Source organism: Corynebacterium auriscanis, from assembly GCF_030408435.1.
GTDB lineage: Bacteria > Actinomycetota > Actinomycetes > Mycobacteriales > Mycobacteriaceae > Corynebacterium > Corynebacterium auriscanis.
The window spans coordinates 1,556,842-1,579,531 of sequence record NZ_CP047046.1; the positions used below are offsets into that span (position 1 = coordinate 1,556,842).

14 protein-coding genes and 2 tRNA genes are annotated in these 22,690 nt (G+C 59.7%); 7 read left to right on the plus strand and 9 right to left on the minus strand.

What is annotated here, in order from left to right; genetic code table 11:
• Nucleotides 1–109 precede the first annotated feature (109 nt).
• From CAURIC_RS06585 to CAURIC_RS06595, 3 genes are all read left to right on the plus strand, one after another.
• The gene (locus CAURIC_RS06585; RefSeq protein ID WP_235700712.1) at nucleotides 110–1,366 is read left to right on the plus strand and encodes an MBL fold metallo-hydrolase; all 1,257 of its coding nucleotides are present in this window, start codon (nucleotides 110–112) and stop codon (nucleotides 1,364–1,366) included.
• A 520-nt stretch (nucleotides 1,367–1,886) separates the two neighbouring features.
• Nucleotides 1,887–2,936, plus strand: a complete 1,050-nt coding sequence (locus CAURIC_RS06590) for a flavin reductase family protein (RefSeq protein ID WP_235700713.1) — start codon at nucleotides 1,887–1,889, stop codon at nucleotides 2,934–2,936.
• A gap of 235 nt (nucleotides 2,937–3,171) precedes the next feature.
• Nucleotides 3,172–4,473, plus strand: coding sequence for a fatty acid desaturase family protein (locus CAURIC_RS06595; RefSeq protein ID WP_290182178.1), 1,302 nt, complete (start codon nucleotides 3,172–3,174; stop codon nucleotides 4,471–4,473).
• Nucleotides 4,474–4,845: 372 nt separating this feature from the next.
• Here CAURIC_RS06595 and CAURIC_RS06600 read toward each other — a convergent pair.
• The 6 genes from CAURIC_RS06600 to CAURIC_RS06625 all read right to left on the minus strand — a co-directional run bounded on the left by CAURIC_RS06600 (nucleotide 4,846) and on the right by CAURIC_RS06625 (nucleotide 11,171).
• Nucleotides 4,846–4,918 (minus strand) — tRNA-Glu (locus CAURIC_RS06600).
• Nucleotides 4,919–5,003: 85 nt separating this feature from the next.
• Nucleotides 5,004–5,075: transfer RNA gene (locus tag CAURIC_RS06605), tRNA-Gln, on the minus strand.
• 291 nt (nucleotides 5,076–5,366) lie between these two features.
• Nucleotides 5,367–6,857, minus strand: a complete 1,491-nt coding sequence (gene gltX / locus CAURIC_RS06610; RefSeq protein ID WP_035114036.1) for a glutamate--tRNA ligase — start codon at nucleotides 6,855–6,857, stop codon at nucleotides 5,367–5,369.
• A gap of 222 nt (nucleotides 6,858–7,079) precedes the next feature.
• Entirely contained in the window at nucleotides 7,080–8,255 is a 1,176-nt protein-coding gene (locus tag CAURIC_RS06615) for a CE1 family esterase (protein ID WP_235700714.1), read from the minus strand.
• 79 nt (nucleotides 8,256–8,334) lie between these two features.
• Nucleotides 8,335–9,648 carry a CE1 family esterase gene (locus CAURIC_RS06620; protein WP_290182183.1) on the minus strand — a complete coding sequence of 438 codons (1,314 nt, stop codon included), beginning with the start codon at nucleotides 9,646–9,648 and terminating at the stop codon, nucleotides 8,335–8,337.
• A 128-nt stretch (nucleotides 9,649–9,776) separates the two neighbouring features.
• Nucleotides 9,777–11,171: a hypothetical protein gene (locus CAURIC_RS06625; protein WP_052094993.1), complete on the minus strand. Its 1,395-nt coding sequence runs from the start codon at nucleotides 11,169–11,171 to the stop codon at nucleotides 9,777–9,779.
• A gap of 154 nt (nucleotides 11,172–11,325) precedes the next feature.
• On the opposite strand from CAURIC_RS06625, the gene CAURIC_RS06630 reads away from it, so the two are divergent.
• From CAURIC_RS06630 to CAURIC_RS06645, 4 genes are all read left to right on the plus strand, one after another.
• Complete coding sequence (locus tag CAURIC_RS06630; protein WP_035114042.1) at nucleotides 11,326–12,678, plus strand: IS256 family transposase; 1,353 nt, start codon at nucleotides 11,326–11,328, stop codon at nucleotides 12,676–12,678.
• Between the two features lie 768 nt (nucleotides 12,679–13,446).
• Nucleotides 13,447–14,511, plus strand: a complete 1,065-nt coding sequence (locus tag CAURIC_RS06635; protein ID WP_156963522.1) for an endonuclease domain-containing protein — start codon at nucleotides 13,447–13,449, stop codon at nucleotides 14,509–14,511.
• A 708-nt stretch (nucleotides 14,512–15,219) separates the two neighbouring features.
• The gene (locus CAURIC_RS06640; RefSeq protein ID WP_290182188.1) at nucleotides 15,220–16,257 is read left to right on the plus strand and encodes an SDR family oxidoreductase; all 1,038 of its coding nucleotides are present in this window, start codon (nucleotides 15,220–15,222) and stop codon (nucleotides 16,255–16,257) included.
• A 430-nt stretch (nucleotides 16,258–16,687) separates the two neighbouring features.
• Nucleotides 16,688–17,839: an isochorismate synthase gene (locus tag CAURIC_RS06645; protein ID WP_035115366.1), complete on the plus strand. Its 1,152-nt coding sequence runs from the start codon at nucleotides 16,688–16,690 to the stop codon at nucleotides 17,837–17,839.
• A 376-nt stretch (nucleotides 17,840–18,215) separates the two neighbouring features.
• On the opposite strand, the gene CAURIC_RS06650 is transcribed toward CAURIC_RS06645, so the two are convergent.
• From CAURIC_RS06650 to CAURIC_RS06660, 3 genes are all read right to left on the minus strand, one after another.
• On the minus strand, nucleotides 18,216–19,028 hold the full coding sequence (locus tag CAURIC_RS06650) for a fumarylacetoacetate hydrolase family protein (RefSeq protein WP_035115336.1): 813 nt from the start codon (nucleotides 19,026–19,028) through the stop codon (nucleotides 18,216–18,218).
• A gap of 614 nt (nucleotides 19,029–19,642) precedes the next feature.
• Nucleotides 19,643–20,320: an exonuclease domain-containing protein gene (locus tag CAURIC_RS06655; RefSeq protein ID WP_035115333.1), complete on the minus strand. Its 678-nt coding sequence runs from the start codon at nucleotides 20,318–20,320 to the stop codon at nucleotides 19,643–19,645.
• Nucleotides 20,321–20,335: 15 nt separating this feature from the next.
• Nucleotides 20,336–22,192, minus strand: coding sequence for a DUF294 nucleotidyltransferase-like domain-containing protein (locus tag CAURIC_RS06660; RefSeq protein ID WP_035115364.1), 1,857 nt, complete (start codon nucleotides 22,190–22,192; stop codon nucleotides 20,336–20,338).
• Nucleotides 22,193–22,690 lie beyond the last annotated feature (498 nt).

The following is a 22,690-nucleotide window of genomic DNA, read 5'->3' on the forward strand; positions in this document are numbered from 1 at the left end:
ATTGAGCCAAACCGCCAACAATCCTAACCTACACCGCTATCGTGTGGTTGAGACAGTATTTTCATCGCGAATGAAAACTTATTCGCTCAGGAAAGGACTCCCTTCCCCAATGACCACCTTGGATCCCTCCACTATGCAAAATTCCACCGACCAGAATGCGTCCGCCGGTCGCGCCGACCAATGGAGCAGCAGCCCGCATCAGCCCTACAGCAACGACCCGAACATCACGGTGAGCCGCAATCTCACCGATCCACCAACTTTCCGGCCCATCCCGGAATTCGAAGGCGTACACAACATTTGGCCACGTGGCGATCGCCTCCAAGCAGTCCGCGAAGCCGCTGAGAAATACCGCGATCGTTTCCTGAACCAGGGCACTGTCCTGGGCGTGCGCTCCTTTGATATCGCAGCTGCACCCTACCCATCCCAGTACGCTTTCCAGAACTACTCCCTGCACATTAACCCCATCATCAGCATCATTAACCGTATGCTGGTCATCCAATACGAGGACTTTAATGGTATCCCCCGAACCCTCGTGTGGGAGCCCACTGTGGCCGAGGGGTCTAAGAAGTCCGGGTTCTACGGCAGTCTCATCGGCAACGGCAAGGGCCCTAAGTGGCTAAACCGCACCTTCTCAACGATGCAGAAGCTAGGAGCCGAACGCATCCTCGCGGGGTACTTCAACGATCCCGACACGATTCTGCCCTCAATCGGCATGACAAACGCGGATGTCGATTACATATCCTTCGACCACCTGCACGTGCAGGATCCACGCATGATCATGGGCTCCACCGCCAATCCACCAGCCGGTGAGTCCTCCTACGAGCCCCTGTTCCCACGAGCCCGCCTGCTTACGCATCAAGCCGAACTGGGCACCTTCGAATCCCCGCACCCCATGCAGTACGCTTGGTACGTCAAGGATGGTCTCGAAGGGGTAGACCGCGAAGTGATCTCTTCCTTCGAGGGCGATGTAGAGCTCGGCGTAGGCATCTCTCTGTTGTGGACACCAGGTCATACCGACGGCAATCACTCCTTGTGCATTAACACGCCCGACGGGGTGTGGATTTCCTCGGAAAACGGAATGGCGGCTGACTCTTGGCAGCCCGAATTGTCGAAGATTCCGGGTGTTCGCCAATTCGCGCAATTCTACGATCGGGAAGTGGTCTTGAACGCTAATACCTTGGAGGATTCGTTAGATCAGTACGACTCTATGATCAAGGAGAAGACGATGGCCTCCTACTCCCCCAAGCATCCGGAGTGGAAACAAATCCTGCCGTCTTCGGAATGTGCTCCATGGAAGCGCCAGTGGCCACTGAACCCCACCGTTGAGCATGGTGGCATCAATTACGGAGAGCTGAAGCGACGGTAGAAGTCGGTTGCCAATTTCCGAGAATGCGGGGTTCCGGAGTTCTCGGCGACCTGACCCCTCCATGGCCGCAGCGACTGCAACTCCGTTACCCTCCCCCGTGCAGCAATGGTCACTCAAGATGGTACGTTAATTAACGAAACAAACCACTTTCACTGCAGAAAAATCATTTTTCGGATAGTTCATCCGGCAAGCCGAAAGTAGGATCACCATTAACACCTCACAATTCTCCGGCCCGTCTCGTCCGCGGGTTGGCCACAGTAGCTCGCTGCCTGGAGCCGATCGGAATGTCAGCAATACCTCTCAATCCGGCGCCACCCCACTCGCCGCCTTCCACCGTTGGACCCGCGAGGCTGCCCGCAGCGCCACACGAACCCTTGCCACCGCCTTCACTACCCCGCTACTCCCCGCGGATTACGCGGGTATCTTTGATCCTCTCCGCGGCCGCGAAGTCCGCGGCAGAATCCAATCAATCACCCATCACGGTGATCTCATCGACCTCACCCTGACACCCGGCCCCGGCATGACCACCACCTTCCGACCCGGCCAGTTCATCGGTCTTGGTGTACTAGCCAACGGTCGTTGGCAGTGGCGTTGTTTTTCTATTACCGACGCCCCCCGCTCCCAACTCCGCACCCTCTCCTTGGGGATCAAGCCGGTTCCTGACGGAGCTTTATCTACTCATGTAGCCACCACAGCGAAACCTGGTGACATTGTCCGGTTATCTGCACCGGGTGGAGATTTCTTCCTCCCTCGGCCGGTTCCCGACAAACTCCTGTTTGTGACAGCGGGATCGGGCATCACCCCGGTGATGTCGATGCTGCGCTGGTTGCGACAAGAGTACGGGGTGGGCAAGAACACCGGCACGACCAAAATAGCGGGACTGGATTCCTGCCACGCGCATGACCCAGTTCATTTACGCCCCACCTGGAAGCCAGTTGGGGACACAGGTGCTGCAGCGTTTCCCAATGTCATCCACATTCATAGCCAGCGTTCGGAGGATCTTCCCGCACCTTACAACCCGGAGCTACACGCGCTGGCGGCGGAAAACCCCTCGTACCAGCTCGTGCATTGGAATTCGATAACCCGTGGTCGGCTCGACCCACAAATCATCACCGAACTTGTACCGGACATTCAAGACAGAGAGCGCTACGTTTGTGGCCCAGCGGAGCTCCTCAACGCTATGACAACAGCATTCCCCGGGACCCATGTCGAGCACTTCCACGCTGCCACAGGGGGCTCCGCGATGGGCGGAACAATTCGATTCCTTACCACTTCGAACGACGCGGGCAAAAATGTGCGCGCAGACAAGCAAGGTGGTGCAGGCACCCAAAACCTTGGGGGCCATACAGAAACCGCGTGCGACGGATCCACTACTATCCTCGAAGCGGCGGAAGCCTGCGGGGTGCAGCTCACTCACGGGTGTCGCATGGGTATCTGCCACACCTGCTCCGCAACCATTACTTCCGGCCAAGCCGTGGACATCCGCACGGGCACCACCCACCGTGAAGGTGAACGAGTACGCACATGCTCCGCGATCCCCGACGGGGATATTGCGATCGAGCAGACCTGATGCACACCCAAGCGGTTTTAGTCAAAGGCTGCAGTCCGTACAACCCCCGCAGCCGCACCGACCCAAGGCCCCGCAATCTAGCTGCCCGGACTTTTGGTACCCGCCACCTGAAGTTACGCACTCCTGGATCACGCAATCCGGCCACGGCTGGATAACCCGATTTTCGTCAAGACCAGGCACGAACAGTGCGTACCCGCCACCACATAACACCAACCACCAACCCAAGGAGAACCCCATGGCCATCAAAGATATCGCAGCATACGCCCACCTGAGTGCCGAAGACGTGGAAGAAATTGGACGTCGGTTCGACGCCATCGAAGCTCATCACCGAGAAACCTTAGGGGCAAAGGACGCTGCATACATACGAAATCTGATCCGCACCCAACGCGGGGTGGACCTATTGTCTCGAGTAGCGACCGTGTTCGCACCCTCCTTGGCAGGCCCCACGGCGGCAACGATGGGCCTAGCAAAGATTCTGGAGAACTTGGAGATCGGACACAACGTCATGCACGGTCAATGGGACTGGATGAATGATCCCGAGATCCACTCCGGTATGTGGGAATGGGACAACACAGGGCCAGCATCTGGCTGGAAGCACTCCCACAACTTCAGCCACCACACCTTCACCAACATTATTGGGATGGATAACGACATCGGATATGGCGTGATCCGTATCACCCGCGACAAGAAATGGAAGCCCACGACCGCGCTGCAGCCACTGACGAACGTCATCCTGGCAGCATTGTTCGAATACGCGGTGGCGTTCTACGATGTGGAGCTTGGCCGTTACTTTACAGGCCGACAGAGTTGGGAAGAGACCAAACCCCGTCTGCTGGAGACCTTGCGGAAAGTTCGAGCACAAGTGGTCAAAGACTACGTGGCGTTTCCAGCCGTCGCCGGCGCCGTGGGATTTGTGTTAGCGGGGAGTATGGGGCGCCGAAATAAAAAAGCGAAAACGCGGTTCCAGGCTGGGGTCGGTGGTGCCAAACACCACGTAAAGAGAGCTGCTCAAGCGGCGCTAGGGGCGAACCTAATTCGAAATGTATGGGCATACGCAGTTATCTTCTGCGGGCACTTCCCCGATGACGTAGAAACCTTCACCAAACGCACTCTGGATGAAGAGACCAAGGCAGAATGGTACCTGCGGCAAATGCTGGGGTCAGCGAATTTCCGCGGTGGGAAAGTACTGACGATATTGTCCGGGAATCTAAATTACCAGGTTGAGCATCACCTATTCCCCGATATGCCAAGCAACCGGCTGGCACCAATTGCGCGCGAGGTGGAACAGATCGCGAAAGAATTTGGGCTACCGTATAACACCGCCAGCTTCCCGCGACAGTTGTGGGAAGTACAGCGCACGATTTTGAAATTGACCCTGCCCAATAAGTTTCTGCGCGCCCCTAGATGGAACGCGCCAGAAGTGCGCGCGGATGAAGTGTTCTCACACTACCCCGAAGTGGACGCGTCAACGGGGCCACGCCAACTGGCGGCGGGGCTGGCGAAGCTGAAAAAACTGCGGCCACGGGTACTTGCCTAAGCGTTCGAGAGGGGTGCTGCCCCCGCTGCCGGATGCACCTAGATCCTCGTGTCAAGGTAACGAAAAAGCGAAAAGGGATGACCACAAAAGCCCAGCCGGCGAAATTGTGGGCCTTACTTTGCTAATTCGACCTAGGCGAGGAAAAGAAGGGAAACATAACCGGGGCGCGCCCGCTATCGCAAGTCGACGACGACGGTTGCTCAGGACACGCAGCTCACACTCTTAGATAGCACGACTCAATAATCAACGCGCAGTTTTAGGGTGCAGGCGCGGCTCAAAACGAACATGCAACGCAAGAACTCAGGTGACAGAGTTAGCACTACATGCAGGAACGCCCCCACTATAATCCGAGGCGGGAGCGCTGCAATTTTGTACCCCGTACGGGATTTGAACCCGTGTTACCGGCGTGAGAGGCCGGCGTCCTAGGCCGCTAGACGAACGGGGCATAAGGACTGTGAAACGTGCATCCAGAGAACAACTAGCAAGTTGCATGTCGAACGAAACGACAAACTAGGAAGCAATTTTCACTGCTGGCCTACCAGGACTCGAACCTAGAATGACGGTACCAGAAACCGTAGTGTTGCCAATTACACCATAGGCCAATCGTAGACACTAGAAACTTCTGATTCGATGATGTAAATACCACCGGACTGTTCCCCGTGCAACGAGACATAATATAACCAGACCTTCACAGCGGAATCAAATCCGCTGGTCAGGTGGCGTTTCCATCAGGAGAGAACTGCTACTCCTGCGGCAAAGCCCCGAAGCCGGAGCGACTGGAGAGCGCAGATTGCCCGCGATCCGCGCGACGGGCGGGATGGGTTACTACGCTCCCCTCATATTAAGAACCGCGGGGTGCACCGGGCGGGGCAGGCGCAAGACCGCGGGGAGGGTTACTGCGCTGCGGGGAACGGGGTGACGGACTGCGCCTTGCGCAGGCGCGCCAGCGTCGAGGCCTTGCCCAGCAACTCCATGGACTCGAACAGTGGAGGGCTCACCGCCGCGCCCGAGACCGCCACGCGTAGCGCCCCATACGCCTTGCGGGGCTTCAGCTCCATCTCCTCAATGAGCTTGCCCTGCAGAGCCTTCTCAATAACCTCGGTCTTGAAGTCCTCGTCCGAGATAGCCTCCAGCTGCTCGAAGGATACCTGCAGGACCTCGACCGCGTCTTCCTTCAAGTTCTTGCGGGCGGCCTTTTCGTCGAGCTCGAGGGCGTCGTCCCCCGTGACAAGGAAGCGAAGCAAACCGTCAGCATCGGAGAGAACCTTGATGCGTGTCTGCACCAACTCGGCCGCGAACGCGAACTTGTAAGCTGGGTAGTCCGCGGGGAAGCCCTTGTACTCCTCTAGGTACGCGCGCAGGCGAGCGGTGAAGTCGTCGAGGTCCAGCAGGCGGATGTGATCGGCGTTGATGGCCTCGAGCTTCTTCTGGTCGAAGCGGGCAGGGTTGGGCTTGACGTCCGCGATGTCGAAGTTGTCGATGAGCTGCTGCATCGTGAAGATGTCCTCGTTCGCAGACAGCGACCAGCCCAGCAGCGACAGGTAATTCAGCATGCCCTCGGGGATGATGCCGTTATCGCGGTGGTTGAACAGGTTGGACTCGGGGTCGCGCTTAGAGAGCTTCTTGTTGCCCTCCCCCATCACGAACGGCAGGTGGCCGAAGGTGGGCACGGCTTCTGCGACACCCACGCGGACCAGCGCCTCGTACAGTGCGATCTGACGCGGGGTGGAAGGTAGCAGGTCCTCGCCACGCAGGACGTGGGTGATGCGCATGAGGGCATCGTCCACGGGGTTTACCAGGGTGTACAGTGGCTGGCCGTTGGAGCGTGCGACCACGAAGTCTGGGACGGTCTTGCCATCGACGGTCATCTCGCCACGCACGAGATCGTTCCACTGGTACACGCGATCATCGGGCATGCGCAGGCGCCAGACCGGCTCGCGCCCCTCGGCCTTGAATGCCTCGATCTGCTCGTCCGTGAGGGTGCGATCGTAATTGTCGTAGCCCAGCTTGGGATCGCGGCCAGCGGCCTTGTGGCGCTCCTCAACTTCCTCCGCAGTGGAGTATGCGGGGTAGACGTCGCCGGAGGCCTTCAGCTTCTCGAGGACTTCCGCGTAAATGTCCATGCGCTGGGACTGGCGGTATGGCTCGTGAGGCCCGCCGACCTCAATGCCTTCGTCCCAGCCCAGATTCAGCCACTTCAGCGAATCAATGATTGCCTGGTAGCTTTCCTCGCTATCGCGCTTGGCATCCGTATCCTCGATACGGAAAACCAGCTTGCCACCGGTGTGGCGAGCATATGCCCAGTTGAACAGGGCTGTGCGCACCATTCCGACGTGGGGTGTGCCGGTGGGCGATGGGCAGAAACGAACGCGTACTTCACTCATGGATAAATAGTTTACCCACGGGCCCAGACATGGACTGGGTGGGGCGCGCTAGGAAAAGCGTGCGGTGAGGTTCGGAGGGCGCAGTCGTGGGTGCGGGCTCCAAGTGCAGTCGTGGGTGCGGGCGCCAGACGTGCCCGCCAGCAAAACAGTGGCAAGGTGTGGGGCACGGAACGGTGCGCTAGGGAATGCGTGCGCCTGCTTCCCCCGCCCCACCAGCAGCAGCTACTTGCTCTGCTTGGACAGGAAGGACCAGGATTCCCGCGCCGCGCTTGGGTTCACCGGGTACCACGTATGGGTGCCGCCAGACACCTTCTTGACGTGGGTCTCTGCGGAGCAACCACTGAACGTGTACGTTGTCACACTACCGCTGATGCTTTCCTGAGGCGCCCCGAAAGCCAAGCAGCCGTTACGGGTACCAACCAGCTGGTGCATCTGCTCGATCGAACGATACGGCGCGCCATGGCGAGTGCCACCTTCGTAGGCAACGGTCGCATCATTCGTGCCGTGGATGATCAACGCAGGCACCTTGCCGGAGCCACAATTCGACCACACCGGGTTATAGTACGCACCGGAAACTCCAACCACACCCGCCATCAGATCAGGCGCCTGGCACGCCAGAGCCAAGGCCATGCCACCACCATTAGACAAACCAGTTGCGTACACACGAGAGCGGTCGACCTTGCCCTCATTGGCCAGGGTGCGGACAATTTCACGCACGAACGCCACGTCCTCACCGCGGGACGTCGTCGCATATGGCGCACCCTCCCACGCGTTGCTGCGGCCCTGCGGGTACACAATGATCGCATCGGAGCCAGCGCCGGTGCCCTCCAAAGCCGCGTAGCCACGGGCCTGCGCAGCGGTGTGCTGCCAACCGGAGAACATAAAGAGCACGGGCAGGTTCTTCGTTTTTCCGGACGATGGCATCTTGACGATCGCAGTGCGGGAAGCACCGTTGACGTTGAAGGTGCGCGTTTGAGCGTCAGCCCCCGGGGCCGATGGGCCATTCGGGATATTCGGCAGAGGGCCGCCCCCGCCGTTGAAGATCTGCAGCAGACCGTTGATAAATTCCAGAATCTGGCGCAGCTGAACCATGAAGTTTCCGCCGCCACCGAGACTGCCAGTGGCACTGCTAGAACCCGGCAGAGTTTGCGCCTGCGCCGAAGGGGTGACGTTGGCGAGGGGGCTGGGGGCGTCGTTGGCAGGAACCACAGTGAGCGCTAACGCGGTAGAAGCCGCCATGAAACCTGTGACGAAGCGGCGGCCGGTGGCGGAACGAAGGGCGGAACGAGAGGTGGAACGAGAGGTGGAACGAGGGGCCTCGACGATCGCATCGGAGGCGAGGGGCGCGCAGTGGCGGGAAGTCGCGATATCGCGCCGAGATTTAGAAGTATTTTGCACAGAAAGAACTTACCCCATGATTAGGATAAATACGCAACGCTTCCATGCAAACCTATTTCATAAAAGCCACTCCTGCGGATTACTTATGCTGACGGGCGAGGAAATTCCAGACCTCATTGGCGACATCCGGGGTGAAATACCAGTTGTGGCCTTGGTCGTTGATACGCCAGAAGACGGCCTCCTTCGCGCAGCCTGGGTAGCCGAACTGAGTCACATTTTCGGGCTTTTGTTCAACTACCGGGTGGGGCGCGCAGAGGTTGCGCTTCGCCGCACTGTCAGCCACCGCCGGCGCGGAGAGGTAGGGAGCGCGGTGCAGGTGACCGCCTTCGAAGCGGGTGAGCTGATCCTGAACGCCATGAATGATGAACGTCGCCACTGGCCCGGGCGCACAATTTTCGAGGACCGGATTGTAGAACGCCCCCGAGACCGACACCACCCCCGCCACCAAATCCGGAGCCTGGCACGCGAAGCTCACCGCGAAACCTCCACCGTTGGACATTCCGGCAGCGTAGATGCGCTTGCGGTCCACGTTGAAGTGCGCATCGAGCTCGTCCACAATCTGCCGTGCGAAGGCTACATCACCGCCACGTGGGGTGACTGCGTACGGGGCTCCCTCCCATGCATACTCGACGCCCGCCGGATACACCACGATCGCTTCCCGTGCGGCGCCGGTGTTTGCGAAGCGGGAGTAGTTGCGGAAGTTTTCCGGACTGTCGTGCCAGCCGCCAAAGCCGAAGAGGACCGGAGTTGGGTGTGCGGGATTGTAGTCCGCGGTGACGCTCACAATCGCCCGGCGCTTGTGCCCGTTGGGGAGCGTGAATTCAACGTTGACTGCCTCACCGGGCTTGGCTTTGGTCACGTTGGAAGCTGGGTGTGTGGCTAGGTGGTGTGGGAGTGGTGCGGGTGCGGGCTTGTGTGCAGGTGCTGGTGCTGGCTTGTGGGCGGGTGCCGGCGCTGGTGCGGGCTTGGGATCGGGCACTGACTTGGGGGCGGATGCAGGCGCTGGCTCGCGGACAGGCGCGGGCATGTGTGCAGGTGCAGGTGCGGGCTTGTGTGCAGGTGCTGGTGCGGGTGCTGGCGCTGACTCGCGGACGGGTGCGGGCTTGTGTGCATGTGCTGGTGCCGGCTTGTGGGCGGGTGCTGGCGCAGAATGCTGCCGCGGCGCGTGGGCCGGCCCCGGTACAGTTTCGGCGGACGCATGTGGGTAGGGAAAGATTGGCGTCGTTAAACCGGCAACAACAAGCCCCACTAAGGCCAGGCCAGTGAAGAAGGCGCGGAGCATCGTGGCCGACGGGCGCACCGCGATTGCCGCGCGCGACGGCCCGGCGGTGGAGAGGCGAAGAAGGGCGCAGGTTGCCGTGCGGACGGCTTTAACAACATCCTCAAGAATCACTTAAGTAACATTAGTAACGGTTGTCACAAAAGTAGCGCCAGTGTGGCGGCGTGTCGGGAGATACGCCCGCTATGCACCCCCCTTGCGACGTCGCGCTTGTTCGCGAATCCGCATTCAGCGACTCGACTCTAATCGGAGCTAGGCAGCCACTCCCCTACGATGTCCAGCACAACGGGCCCGCCAACTCTATTGGCCCGAGGGCTCAGTCCGTTCAGGATCGAGAGAATCTGATAGTCGTCGGATCGCGGCTCGCAACGATCGGGCCACGTGGCGACCTGCACGTGGGAGACTTCGTGACTGAAGCCCATGCAGCCCGCGAAGTAGAAGAGAGAGTTACCTATTTCTCCCGGGCCGACATCGCGAGTGGCGCAGTGGGCGGAACCTTCGTCGTTTTCGCCGGTCTCGTCGCTTTCGCCGCTTTCGCCGGCCTCGCCGGTCTCGTCGCCTTCGCCGCTTTCGTCGCTTTCGCCGGCCTCGCCGGTTTCGTCGCTTTCGTCGGCCTCGCCGGTTTCGTCGCTTTCGTCGACCCTTTCGCTTTCGTCATCTTCATCACCAAGGCGCCCCGCCGCACCATCAGTGGGTTCATGCTCGTCGTTAAAGCTAACGGAGTGCCCGTACTCCGCCCCAGTGGCAACCCCTAGATGGTGCGAACAAAATCCGTCCCACGGGTCATTCGTCTCGATCCCCGCCTCCCAGTTGGTCAGGAAGTGATAGATATCGAGCAGCACGCCCACGCCTTCCGACTCCACCTGCTCAATCGAATCGTCATCAACCCAATCGAAGCCGCTCTCGTCGCGAGCGCGGTCATCCAGAAAGCTAGAAACCTTCCACGTCAACTCGAACGCCTCTCGCACGCGCTTAATCGGATAATCCTCGATGCCACTCATGTTTTCGACCAGCACCTTTCCCCCGGTCGCGCGGTACACATCCACCACAGCTCGGGCAAAGCGCTCGCATTGGACTTGCCACGAGTCCGCATCCTCCCCGCGCCGCCCCACCAGCAGGTTAAACTTCGACACCCCGGTGAGGTCATGGATGCGGGCGACGGCGTCGATATGAGAAGCAGGCAGCGGTTCGCGATGCAGCACTCCCCGCTCCCCCGCTGCCATGTCGCCAGCCCAGAGGTTCATCGCGATGAGCTGCAAATTGTTGCTCGTGAGGAAGCTCGTCAAGCGGGCAATCTCGCGCTCCGTGGGGTCCGGGCGGTCGAATGGCCACCACATTTCTACACGCAGGGGCGAACTTGGGGTGGGCCGGTGCTTTTCTTTCGCCTCGACGCCCCTACGCCACCCCGCCTCCGTTGTGTGTGGGTAGCCGATCGAGATGTTGTGGGCGGTGATGAGGTCGTGCACGATGCAGTGGGGGTCGGTGGGATCGAGGTCATGCACGCTGAGGTTAGGGTCGGCGGGATCGAGATCGCGCACGCTGAGATTAGGGTCGAAGGGATCGAGGTCGACGGGTTGGGCCGCATCGTCGTGCATGTTGGAGTTCGGTTCGTAAAGAGGGTTGCCATCGTGCATCATGTCGTAAGTGTGGCACAGGGAGGGCCTCCTGAGGTGGCAGTTGGATGTTTGTTTTTACGCATTGAGGAGCTCCCGCCGCGCTCATGCCCGTGCCCGAGGGTGTCAGATGGTTTGTGTGGGGGGTTCCACCACATAGTCTGAAGGATGAACCATTATGACAACTATGTCTCCGAAGAAACATCAGAACGCTGATCAGGTTAAGGCTGTTTCCAACAGGATCATGGCGAGCCCGGAATTATCGAAACTGATAGGTGAGCTAGCCCAGGCTGCCGATGGCGACATCAACGCGCTTGTCCGCGGGGTGCTGCAGTCATCGATCAACAGCGGCCTGGCCGCTGAAATGGAGGCGCACCTGGGTTATGAATCCGGTGACCGTACGGCAAAGGCCGCTGCGGGGCAGACAAACCATCGCAATGGTAGTTATTCAAAAACAGTCGATACGAACTACGGGCCGATCGAGATTGACATTCCCCGTGATCGTGATGGTTCGTTTATCCCGCGAATGGTTCCCAAAGGCGCCCGTCGGATTACAGAGCTGGATGACATGATCGTGTCCTTGTATGCCGGCGGCATGACGATTAGGGATATCCAGCACCATATTCACACCTCCTATGGGGTGGATATGTCCCATGAGACGATCAGCAACGTCACCGATTCGGTGCTGGATGCCGTCATGCAGTGGCAGCACCGCAAGCTGGATGCGTTTTATCCCATCATGTTTTTGGATGCCATCCGCATCAACGTCCGCGACGGTGGCAGAGTCGTCAACAAAGCGGCCCACATTGCTGTAGGCATTGACCTCGACGGAATCAAACACATCCTCGGCATCTGGGTTGCCGCCAATGAGGGTGCATCGTTTTGGTCAGGGGTATGCGCAGAACTAGCCAACCGCGGAATCGAAGACGTCTTCATCGTTGCCTGTGACGGACTTAAAGGTCTGCCGGAAGCCATTGAAGCAACCTGGCCGCATTCACTCGTGCAGACCTGTGTGGTGCATCTGATCCGTAACGCCAACAAATACGTCGCTTACGGTGACCGCAAAGCCGTCTCCGCCGCGCTAAAAGAGGTCTACACGGCAGTCAATGAGACCGAAGCACGCAGCGCGCTTAACCGGTTTGCTGACAGTGAACTCGGTAAGAAATACCCACAATCTGTCTTGGTATGGGAACGCGCCTGGGAGAGGTTTGTACCGTTTCTGCAGTTCACCCCGCAGGTGCGGAAAATGGTCTACACGACCAACGCGATCGAATCACTCAATAGTGAACTGCGTAAAGCCACCCGCAATCGCATCCAGTTCCCCAACGATATCGCTGCAGTAAAAGCACTGTGGTTGACGATCTGCACGATCGAAGACAAGCGAGCACTCAAGCGTGCAAAGAAAGCGAAAGGGGCACCGAAACCAGATAAATCAGGACGCATAATCGAAGGGAGAACAACCGTCGGCTGGATGGAAGCACTCAACCAAATGATCGTCGCCTACCCCGACCGATTCGCCCCATACATCTAGAAAACAAACCTCCACACACAAAAAACTTGACACGCCCCCGTGCCCGCGTCCGTGCCCCGCCAGCACCAGCACCATCACCACCACTAGCACCATCACGATCGCCAGCACTAGCACCAGCATCATCAACACGATCAGTATCACGATCACCAGCACCTGGCAGCATTAGCAGAACGAAAAGACCACAACACACACTCGCACGCGCATCTCATTCTGCTTTGCGCACATTGAGGAGTCCCCGCCGCGCCCACACCCGCGCCCCGCCAGCACCACCACCAGCACCATCACGATCGCCAGCACCTGGCCGCATTAGCAGAACGAAAAGACCACAACACACACTCACACGCGCATCTCATTCTGCTTTGCGCACATTGAGGAGCCCCCGCCGCGCCCACACCCGCGCCCATGCCCTTTCCACGCCCCCTCACAGCACGTCCGCAGTCAAGTTTTCCACGCCCCTTCACAGCACGTCCGCAGTCAAGTTTTCCACGCCGCTTCACAGCACGTCCGCAGTCAAGTTTTTCTCCGCCCCCATGTGGAAAACCCGCTGTAAAGCAGGAGTTATCCACATGTCACGTCTTTGGCCCTCCCCTGCCCAGGTTCCACATGGTTAATTCAATAGCGGGGGTCGGGGCGCTCCAGAGGGGGTTACAGGAGCGCCCCACGACCACCCGGGGTGAGATTCGTGAGGGGAGAAAGGGGGCGTCGATGAGAAAAGAACCGTGGCCCGAGGCATGGCCGAGGGGACGGCGGCAATCAAGAATGGTGCGCGTGACTAGGAGTTTTGGGGTGGAGCGCCTACCGGAGGCGCACCGCGACGGGTCGATTCTGCCGATGACGATCCGGTTGCGTGCGCATGCAATGGAGCATCCCACGTTGGTGCTGACCGGCTGGGCCGCGCTGCATGTGCTGGGGTTGCCTGCGTTTTGCAATGACATGCCCGTGGAGGTGGTGAGCCGCACGAACAAGCGGGCGAGTTCCGTGCGCGCGGTGCAGCATGTGAAATACGACGGGGCCGTGCCGCTGGCGGACCAAACGCTGTTCGATTCAGCACATTTCGAATTACCCGGCGATGTGCAGGCCGTCTGCGCGGAGGAGGCGCTCGTGCGCTGTCTAATTTCCGTGCTGAAGGGACGGAACGCGTGGAAGCTGCCGGGGATGCCCGATTTGTGCGGGGCGTGCCACCTCAGCGCCCACGAAATCCGCGCAGTCCAGCTCATCGACGCCGTTCGCCGGCACATTCCGCTCGATTCTGGCGTGATCGCCGAGCGCGCGCGTGGGCGCGTGAGCAGGCGCAGGTTAAAGCGACTGTGGGCGCTGTCGGTGCAGAACGCGGATTCGCCGCCCGAGACCGTTCTCCGCCTGCTGGTGCGGGACCTGCTGCCCGACGTGGCACCACAGGTGCCAGTGTACGAGACGGTGGCGGGGCGCGCGGAACCCTTCGCGCCGGCGTCTGCGCTTCCTTTCTCGTCGGCTGATTGCTCGGCGGGTATTCCGGACGACTCGGCGGGTATTTTGGACGACTTTTCTTTGGACGACGCCACATTCTCCCAACTCGCAGAGTCGGAGGAATTACCGATGTCCTCGGGCGGGCAAGCGCGTCCATGGCGGAGCAAGATTCTGACACGAATCGATTTGGCATCGAGAAAGTACTGGCTGGCGCTGTTTTACGACGGTTCTCACCATAACGATCCCGCGCAGCGCGAACACGATGCGATGGTGGACCGTGTGCTGCAAGCGCGCGGGGCGACAGTGCTGCGGTTCACGGCTTCGAGCATGCGCGATCCCTTTATGGTTAGGCGGCATGTGCAGCAAGTAATTGCACGGGCTCGGTAGGGTTTGCGCCGCAGGGATGGCGGCGCAAACCTCGCGGCCGTTGGTTTCTGTATTTCCGCTCTTTAATTCTCAAGCTGATACCCCCACCACGCACCGCACCATCCACAAAAAGCAGAACGAAATAACACCCCCACGCAACGCCCGCAACATCTCACTCTGCAAACCCAACAAGCCACTCGCTCCACCCAGAGCAGTGCCCCACCACGCACCGCACCATCCCCGAAAAGCAGAACGAAACAACACCCCCACACAACGCCCGCAACATCTCACTCTGCAAACCCAACAGGCCACCCGTTCCACCCAGAGCAGTGCCCCACCACACACCGCACCATCCACAAAAAGCAGAACGAAACAACACCCCCACGCAACACCCGCAACATCTCACTCTGCAAACCCAACAGGCCACCCGTTCCACCCAGAGCAGTGCCCCACCACACACCGCACCATCCACAAAAAGCAGAACGAAACAACACCCCCACGCAACACCCGCAACATCTCACTCTGCAAACCCAACAGGACGGGAACAGGGCACGAGGTTTTTCATCACGTCTGGAACGCGGTAAGCATCGATTACCCGTGGAGAGCTGGAAACGGGAGTAGATGAGCACCGCGAGCAGTAGAGTCATCCAAAAGCAACAAATTCACTGATTGGGACGGCAGGAAGGGCGGAAGTTGTCAGATCCGCGGGAAGCTCAGGAAAAGCACGCCATGGAAAAACCGCAGAAGCCGTGGAACGAGTACGAATCAACAGAGAATCGCGCGGGGCATACAGAGCTGGGACAGCACGGACTGCGGGATGAGGGCGAGCGGCGAGATCGCTCGGACCGGAAAGTGGCCGTCATTACCGGCGCTGGGTCTGGACTGGGACGGCTGTTCGCGCAAGAACTGGCTAGGAAAGGATGGTCGATCGTTGCGGTAGGGCGCACACGCTCTTCGTTGGAGGAAACCATTGCGTCACTGGAAAAATCGCTGAGTGACGGGTTCAACGAGGAAAACTCGACCGGACAAAACGAAACGAACACGCAAACCCAACAGCCCACCACCGGAGCACACCCCACCGGACAAAACGACGTGAACGCGCAAACCCGACAGCCCACCACCGGAACACACCCCACCGGACAAAACGACGTGAACGCGCAGGTCGAACCGGGCACCCCCGCCTCGCCCCACGAGGCCCACGCGCATCGGCATCTTGCCGTGACGTGCGATGTTGGGGATGAGGTTGGCGTCGAGAAAATGTTTGAAGAAGCAACCGCAACCTTCGGACGCCTAGATCTCCTGGTCAACAACGCCGGCGCCCCCGGCCCCACCGGTGAAATCGACACGATCAACATCGAGGACTTCGACCGGACCGTGCGCACCAACCTGCGCGGGGCGTTTCTGTGCACGCAGGGGGCGTTCGCGTGGATGAAGGCACACGGCGGCGGGCGAATCATCAACAACGGTTCGATCGCCGCGACTCGCCCGCGCCCGGCAGCCGCCACGTACGCGGCGACGAAAGCCGCGATCGCGAGCCTCACGGTCAGCACCAACCTCGACGGCCGCCCGTACGCGATTCGCGCCACGGAGCTGGACATCGGCAACGCTCGCACGGACCTTTTGGGAAGTTTTACGTCCTCTGAACCCATGTTCGACGCCACCCGCGCCGCCCAACTTCTCGCCTCCGTGGCGGACTTGCCGCTGGATGTGTGCGTGGATCAGGTGACGGTGACCGCGGCGGGGATGCCTTACTTGGGGCGGGGGTGAGTGGGCGGAGGTGAGCGGACGGTGGTTGCACATGATCGTTACGGGGAGCCCATAACGGGATCGGGGTGAGTGGGCGGTGGTGACGGTGACCGCGGCGGAGATGCCTTACTTGGGGCGGGGGTGAGTGGGCGGAGGTGACGGTGACCGCGGCGGAGATGCCTTACTTGGGGCGGGACCTGGGTCAGGGGTGAGTGGGCGGTGGTTGCAAATGAACGTTACGGGGAACCCATGACGGTATCGGGGTGAGTGGGCGGGAATGCACACCGAGGAGACTGCGGCGTAAGCGCGGCCGGGGAGCGCCGAAAATGCGCCCGGCGAGGCATGCCTATGTAAGGCACGGCGAGTGCTGCGGGGCGTAAAGGGGTTAGCGCGTGTGGGCGGCACCGCCCTCGAATCGGTTTTGTCCGACGCGCTTAGTAGACTTAAGCGCATGACTGCAGAGCACCAGAGACCGGCCACCGCCCCGGATTTTTTGCTCTCGCGTCCCCATAGCAGCATCCGGACGCAGGGTCGAAAAGCCTCGTACCCGGATCCTTTCGAAGCTGCCCAAGCGCTGCACGACGGGCACGTGGATCTGCTCGTGGGCGCTATTCCATTCAAGACCAGTTTCCGCGCCGCGCTAGTACAACCCGAATCGGTTGTGGTCAGCGAAGGGCCGCTAGAGCCACCCGCGTTTTTCCGGGGACAGAACGCGGCGGAATCGTTGCGGGTTTCATCCATCATCCCGGTGACCAGTCTGAATGAACACAAGGCCGCGGTTGCCGCCGCCATTGCCACGATCCAGCAGACACGTTTGGAAAAGGTGGTGCTGGCGCGCGCCGTCGATGTCACGTTCGAAAACGAGCCGGACCCGCTGTTGGTGGCTGCGCGCCTCATTGACCTTTCCGCAAACCGCGACGGGTTTGCCGTGGACTTGTCTGCGACTGGCCGCGATGAAGACGAGGGGGCTACTTTCGTAGGCTCTTCGCCAGAGATGCTGGTGCGCCGGGAAAACCGCATTGTGACGGCCTTCCCTTTGGCGGGTTCCGCGCCACGCACGGGCGTGGCCAGCATCGATGATCAGGCGGCGCGTGACCTGTTGATGTCGGATAAAAACCAAAGCGAGCACAAGTTGGTTGTGGATCATTACCGCAATGTCCTCGAGCCGCTATGCCAGAACCTCGACATTCCGACCGAGCCGGACATTCACGAGACCACCGAGGTCATTCACCTAGGCACGGCCATTCGCGGCGAGCTGAAGGAAGAATACGCACATTATTCGGCCCTCGATCTTGCGCTAATGCTTCACCCCACGCCTGCCATCGGGGGTACTCCTATCGATGACGCCATCGGCATCATCGAAGAGGTTGAACAACCGCGGGAGTTTTATGCCGGTGCGGTTGGGTGGTGCGATGCCGCTGGTGATGGTGAGTATATGGTTGCGATCCGCTGCTGTGTCATGGAGGGGGTGATGGCCCGTGCTTGGGCCGGCGGTGGAATTGTGGCTGATTCGGATCCTGAGGAAGAGGCCACAGAGACTACGGCCAAGCTGCAGACGGCGCTGCGGGCACTGAACGTGCCCGCAGCGATGCGCCAGGTGTAGCGGGCCGGAGCCGCCACACCTGCCCGGGCAGTGCGCACATTGCGTTATGAGGTGCGCCTGCCCCGCTTTCGCTCCCCTACCTGCGCACATTTCGTGCTCGCCCATCCCCCCCAACTGCAAGAAGTGCTAGTTGCCCTCGTAGGTGCATTCAAGGTTCCGCATCTCGTGCTCACCCAACCCCCCCCAACTGCAAGAAGTGCTAGTTGCCCTCGTAGGTGCGTCCAAGGTTCCGCATCTCGTGCTCGCCCAACCCCCCCAACTGCAAGAAGTGCTGGTTGCTCTCGTGGGTGCGTCCAAGGTTCCGCATCTCATGCTCGCCCATCCCCCAACTGCGAAGAAGTGGGGCACCACCGGTGGTGCCCCACTTTCGTGTCAGCTACTGCTCGTAAGCCTGAACCGGGTTGGACAGTCGGCCCAGCCCCGGGATTTCGATCTCGATGGTATCCCCCGGCACCATTTCTGCCGTGCCCGCCGGTGAGCCAGTGCAAATCACATCACCTGGCATCAGCGTGAACGCGCTGGAAACCCATTCGACGATTTCAGGGATGGACTTGATCATCTGGTTAGAATTCGAGTCCTGCTTTGTCTGTGTTTCACCCTCGTGGGTGAGGTGCGCTTTAATCGGAAGATTGTCGATTTCAATGCTGTCAACGTTGGTTTCGATGAACGGCCCCAGGGGGCAGAAGCTATCCAGCCCCTTCGCACGTGCCCACTGGCCATCCGCGAACTGAAGATCACGCGAAGACACATCGTTGACAATTGTGAAGCCCATGACAACCGACTTCCAATCCTCGCGTTTCACGTCCTTACAAGGACGACCGATAACGATAGCCAACTCGCCCTCGAACTCGACATTCGTTGCCCATTCGGGGATGCGAATTGGAGCCTCAGGTCCCACAACTGCTGTTGGTGGCTTCAGGAAGATCGTGGGTGGCAAGTGCTCCGCACCCTTTTTGAAAACTTCCTTGACGTGGTCGGCGTAGTTGCGCCCGACAGCTACGATCTTGGAAGGCAGAATAGGCGCTAGGAGGCGCACGTCCTCAATCGGCCAGCTTTTATTGGTGAGTTCGACTTTTCCGAATGGCACTCCGCTGATCTCGCGGCAAGTGGCACCAGTCCCGTCGGGCTGGCCACCTTCCAACGCAGCGAAGGCGAGACCTTCATTGTGGGCAATTCGAGCAATACGCATGTTTCCATACTGTACCGGAGAGCGGTTGACCTCACAGAAGAGCATCGGCATTCAGCGCAGATGTCGTCACGTCAACCTTTCACCTAGTCCACTATCCCGGCAATTAACCCCGCCCCGCAACAACACCGCACAACAACCCAGCAACAACACCGCCCGCACCAACACCACACTGCAACAATCCCGCCCGCACCAACACCACACTGCAACAATCCCGCCCGCACCAACACCGCCCGGCACCACCGCAACAACCCCGCACAATGTGCAGCAGAACTCCGACAGAATAACGCGTTTTTGTTCGACTTCTGCTGCACATTCGTCTTACTGCGCGCAAATAACGGCGCGGAGTGCTCAGCCGCACATATTTCTACCCTCGCGGAGTGCTCAGCCGCACATCTCTGCCCTAAGGAGCTGTGCGGGTCGCCCGCGCCCTAGTTATTCCTCGCTGACACAGCATCATCAACGGTCAACCACCCATCGCGCACCCTAAATCACACAATGTGCAGCAGAACTCCGACAGAATAACGCGTTTTTGTTGGAGTTCTGCTGCACATTCATCCTACTGCGCGGGAAACCGGCGCCGGAGCGTTCACCAGAGCCACCAGCGCCACCACCCCTTACAGCAGCGCACCCAACGTCATGCCACGGTTCCGCGCCACCAGAGCCAAATACACTTCCGCACACGCTAACGCATCCGTCAGCGCATTGTGATTGTGATAATTCGGTAAATTCAACCGCTCTCGCACACGGGCCAGCCTCAGGTCGTCGCCTTTGGGGTGCCCACCACCGTCCTCAATGAAACGCCTCGCCAGCTCGAAAGTATCCACATAATGAGTCTTCAGGCCGGTCCCGAAATAGTCCTGGCAGGCGTCGGAAATAAAAGAAGATTCCACCTTCTTGAAGTGAACCAACATCGCCCGACCCCGCAGTGCCTCAAGCAAGCGGGCGAGAACCGCGGGGGCCGCCTCGCCTTCCCGATCCACGTGATCGTCCGTGAGGCCGTGAATGGTTGCGGACTCGCCAACAGTTTCGTGCGATTCTTGCTCAATCACGCCATAGCCAGCGCCTGAGAGATCAATTTCATGCCCATTAACCGGCACCCAGCCAATAGAAAGCAGGCGGTCCTTCCGATAGTCCAGACCCGTTGTCTCCACATCCACGGCCAACAGCGGCAACTTCGCCACCGGCGTGCGACGGCTGGGCGCGGGGGTTCGATAATACTCAGCCAAAGCACCCGTGGCCGCCCGCTCATCCACGGAATCACCGCCAAAAAGCCTGTTCAGTGCGTTAAGCATGCTCAACTCCGCCCATTAGACATTGCGAATCGGGTAGCGCACAGCCAACCCGCTTTGAACAGTTTTCAGGATTTGGAACGCATCGCGTAGATTCTCGCGCTCCATCTTCGCCAAGCGGGACGGCTTGATCTGGTAACTCAACTCCTCACCGTTGCGGAACTGTTGCGCCTGATTGCGCAACGAAACCGCGTTGAGGAAATCGAACGCATCCCGCAGATCGCGTGCGTTCTTGCGCGGAAAGCTAACCCCCGCAGCCTGGTCCAGGCGCGTGCGCGTGGGAAGCACAGCTTTGTTCGCCTCGATCGCCACCAGCCGCGCGATCTGCACACATGCCGCCACGCCTCCCTTCTTCACGTTCAGGGTGTGTGCATACTTGCCCTTGCGGTCTACAGCCAGGCCGCGGAAAATTCCCAACGGCGGCTCCCAGCGCGAGGCTAAGGCCGCTAGGTGCGCATGCAGTCTCGTAGCACCGTGTGCCGATTCCACCGCCTGGGCGTGCACAGCATCGGCTAAGTCCGTCTCGCCGTACACCCCGCGCATGTCGAAAAAGGTCATCGCCCACAGCAGCGCATCGGGTTCCGGCGCAGTGATCCAGTAGTGGAACGATGACTGCCACTGCGAAACCGTCATCCGCCACTTCGGGTTGCTGGCCATCATGTCCCCGGGGCACAGTGGCTGGCCCGCGGTCGCCAAACCGTTGCACACATAGTCCGCGAGCTGCGCAAAGTATTCCTCATGCAGTGCTTCGTTGTAGGTGTCATCCAAGATCAGCGCATTATCTTGGTCGGAAGCGAATCCCATTTCTCGTCGCCCCTGCGATCCCAGCACCACAAATGCATACGGTACGGGCGGTGGTCCCAGTTTTTCTTCTGCCAGATGCAGCAACCGGCGGGCCAAAGCATCGGCAGATACTGTAAGCAGGGCTTGTACTTCTTGTGCAGCGACGCCACGCTCTACATACTTCACCGCCATTTCCTGGGCGGCAGTGTAAATCGGGGCCATGTCCTCCGGGGTTGCCGCGCTGGAGAGTTCACCGGTGACATAGATAGGGTCCTGCTTCAGCAGCCGCATGATGTCCGCTGCAGTGACGATCCCTGTCACTCTGCCGTCATCGACAACGGGAAGGTGGTGAATATCGCGTTCCGCCATCAGCACCATAGCCTCAATGACAACGGTATCCGAGCTTCGCGTGACCAATTTTGTGGGCATCACTTCGCCCACTGTGGTGGACACCGGGGTGTTGTGGGCGACGACCTTACGCATGTCACGGTCGGTGATGATCCCCACGAGGTTGTCGTTATCGATGATGAGCAGCGAACTCACGCGCAGCTCGTTCATGATTCTCGCGGCGTCTTGCAAGGTGGTGGTGGTGGAGACTGTGTTGGCGGGATTCTCTATCGCGAATTGCCCCAGTTTGGTCCGCAGAACGGCAGAATCTGGGGAGCTGTTTTCCTGCTCCACGTTGGCGCGGCGCACGCGGTCGGAAACGCCAGCGTAGTAGCGCTTGACTTCGGGGTAATCCTCAACGAGTTTTTGGAAGAATTCCCGATCCAGCGTGAGAATTAAGCAGTCCTCCACGGTGATGACGGTGAACTGCGATACACGGTCGCCGATGAGCGTGGAATGGCCAAAGCTCTGCCCTACATCGCGGCGGTCTAGCAGGAGCCCGTTGGCATCGATGACATCGATAGCGCCGCTGCGAAGAACATGCAGGTTATCGTTGGGTTCCCCTATGTCGAGGAGGTGTTCGCCTCGGCGTACGTATCTGATTTTCCAGCAAAAACTGAGGCGGTCGAGTTCGTCAGGGGCGAGGTGGCGGAAGGGCTCATATTTCCCAAGGAAGTCACGGATTTCTTCGATCTCAACGCTCATACTTTCCACAGTATTTTCCTGAGCAAACAATTGCCAACGATTCGCGGAACTGCCGGGTGCGATCTGGGGCGGGCTAGGTGCGATCTGGGCGGCGAGGACAGACATGGCGGGCCCGGCGGTACTCTTGCCCGCTTGGCCTCGCGCTCCGCGCGCCACCTTCAGTCCCATACACATCAGTTTCTCTACCAGACCCACACGCACCATCCTCCACAACAGTGCACACCACTCCCACACACGAAGCCGCACGACCCTGCCGAAAGCACCCGATCAGGACAAAATGGCACCATTCCCACGCGCGAAGCCGCACGGCAATCCATGCACCAATCCACGCACGCAAAGCAGAACGTTCCCACACTTCGGGGCTGTGATCCGCTTGTAGGCACGAACCCACACACAAAAAGCAGAACGAAACGACCACAACACGTGCCCCGCGGTCATCTCATTCTGCAAACCCAGCAATGCGCCCACATTCCCACCACCCAAGCACACCCCACCAGA

What these genes read in the sequence shown, in the direction of transcription:
- CAURIC_RS06660 (WP_035115364.1), bottom strand. Translation starts at nt 22,192, where the DNA reads ATGAGCGTTGAGATCGAAGAAATCCGTGACTTCCTTGGGAAATATGAG.
- CAURIC_RS06640 (WP_290182188.1), top strand. Translation starts at nt 15,220, where the DNA reads ATGGAAAAACCGCAGAAGCCGTGGAACGAGTACGAATCAACAGAGAAT.
- CAURIC_RS06630 (WP_035114042.1), top strand. Translation starts at nt 11,326, where the DNA reads ATGACAACTATGTCTCCGAAGAAACATCAGAACGCTGATCAGGTTAAG.
- gltX (WP_035114036.1), bottom strand. Translation starts at nt 6,857, where the DNA reads ATGAGTGAAGTACGCGTTCGTTTCTGCCCATCGCCCACCGGCACACCC.
- CAURIC_RS06650 (WP_035115336.1), bottom strand. Translation starts at nt 19,028, where the DNA reads ATGCGTATTGCTCGAATTGCCCACAATGAAGGTCTCGCCTTCGCTGCG.
- CAURIC_RS06595 (WP_290182178.1), top strand. Translation starts at nt 3,172, where the DNA reads ATGGCCATCAAAGATATCGCAGCATACGCCCACCTGAGTGCCGAAGAC.
- CAURIC_RS06655 (WP_035115333.1), bottom strand. Translation starts at nt 20,320, where the DNA reads ATGCTTAACGCACTGAACAGGCTTTTTGGCGGTGATTCCGTGGATGAG.
- CAURIC_RS06625 (WP_052094993.1), bottom strand. Translation starts at nt 11,171, where the DNA reads ATGATGCACGATGGCAACCCTCTTTACGAACCGAACTCCAACATGCAC.
- CAURIC_RS06585 (WP_235700712.1), top strand. Translation starts at nt 110, where the DNA reads ATGACCACCTTGGATCCCTCCACTATGCAAAATTCCACCGACCAGAAT.
- CAURIC_RS06645 (WP_035115366.1), top strand. Translation starts at nt 16,688, where the DNA reads ATGACTGCAGAGCACCAGAGACCGGCCACCGCCCCGGATTTTTTGCTC.
- CAURIC_RS06590 (WP_235700713.1), top strand. Translation starts at nt 1,887, where the DNA reads ATGACCACCACCTTCCGACCCGGCCAGTTCATCGGTCTTGGTGTACTA.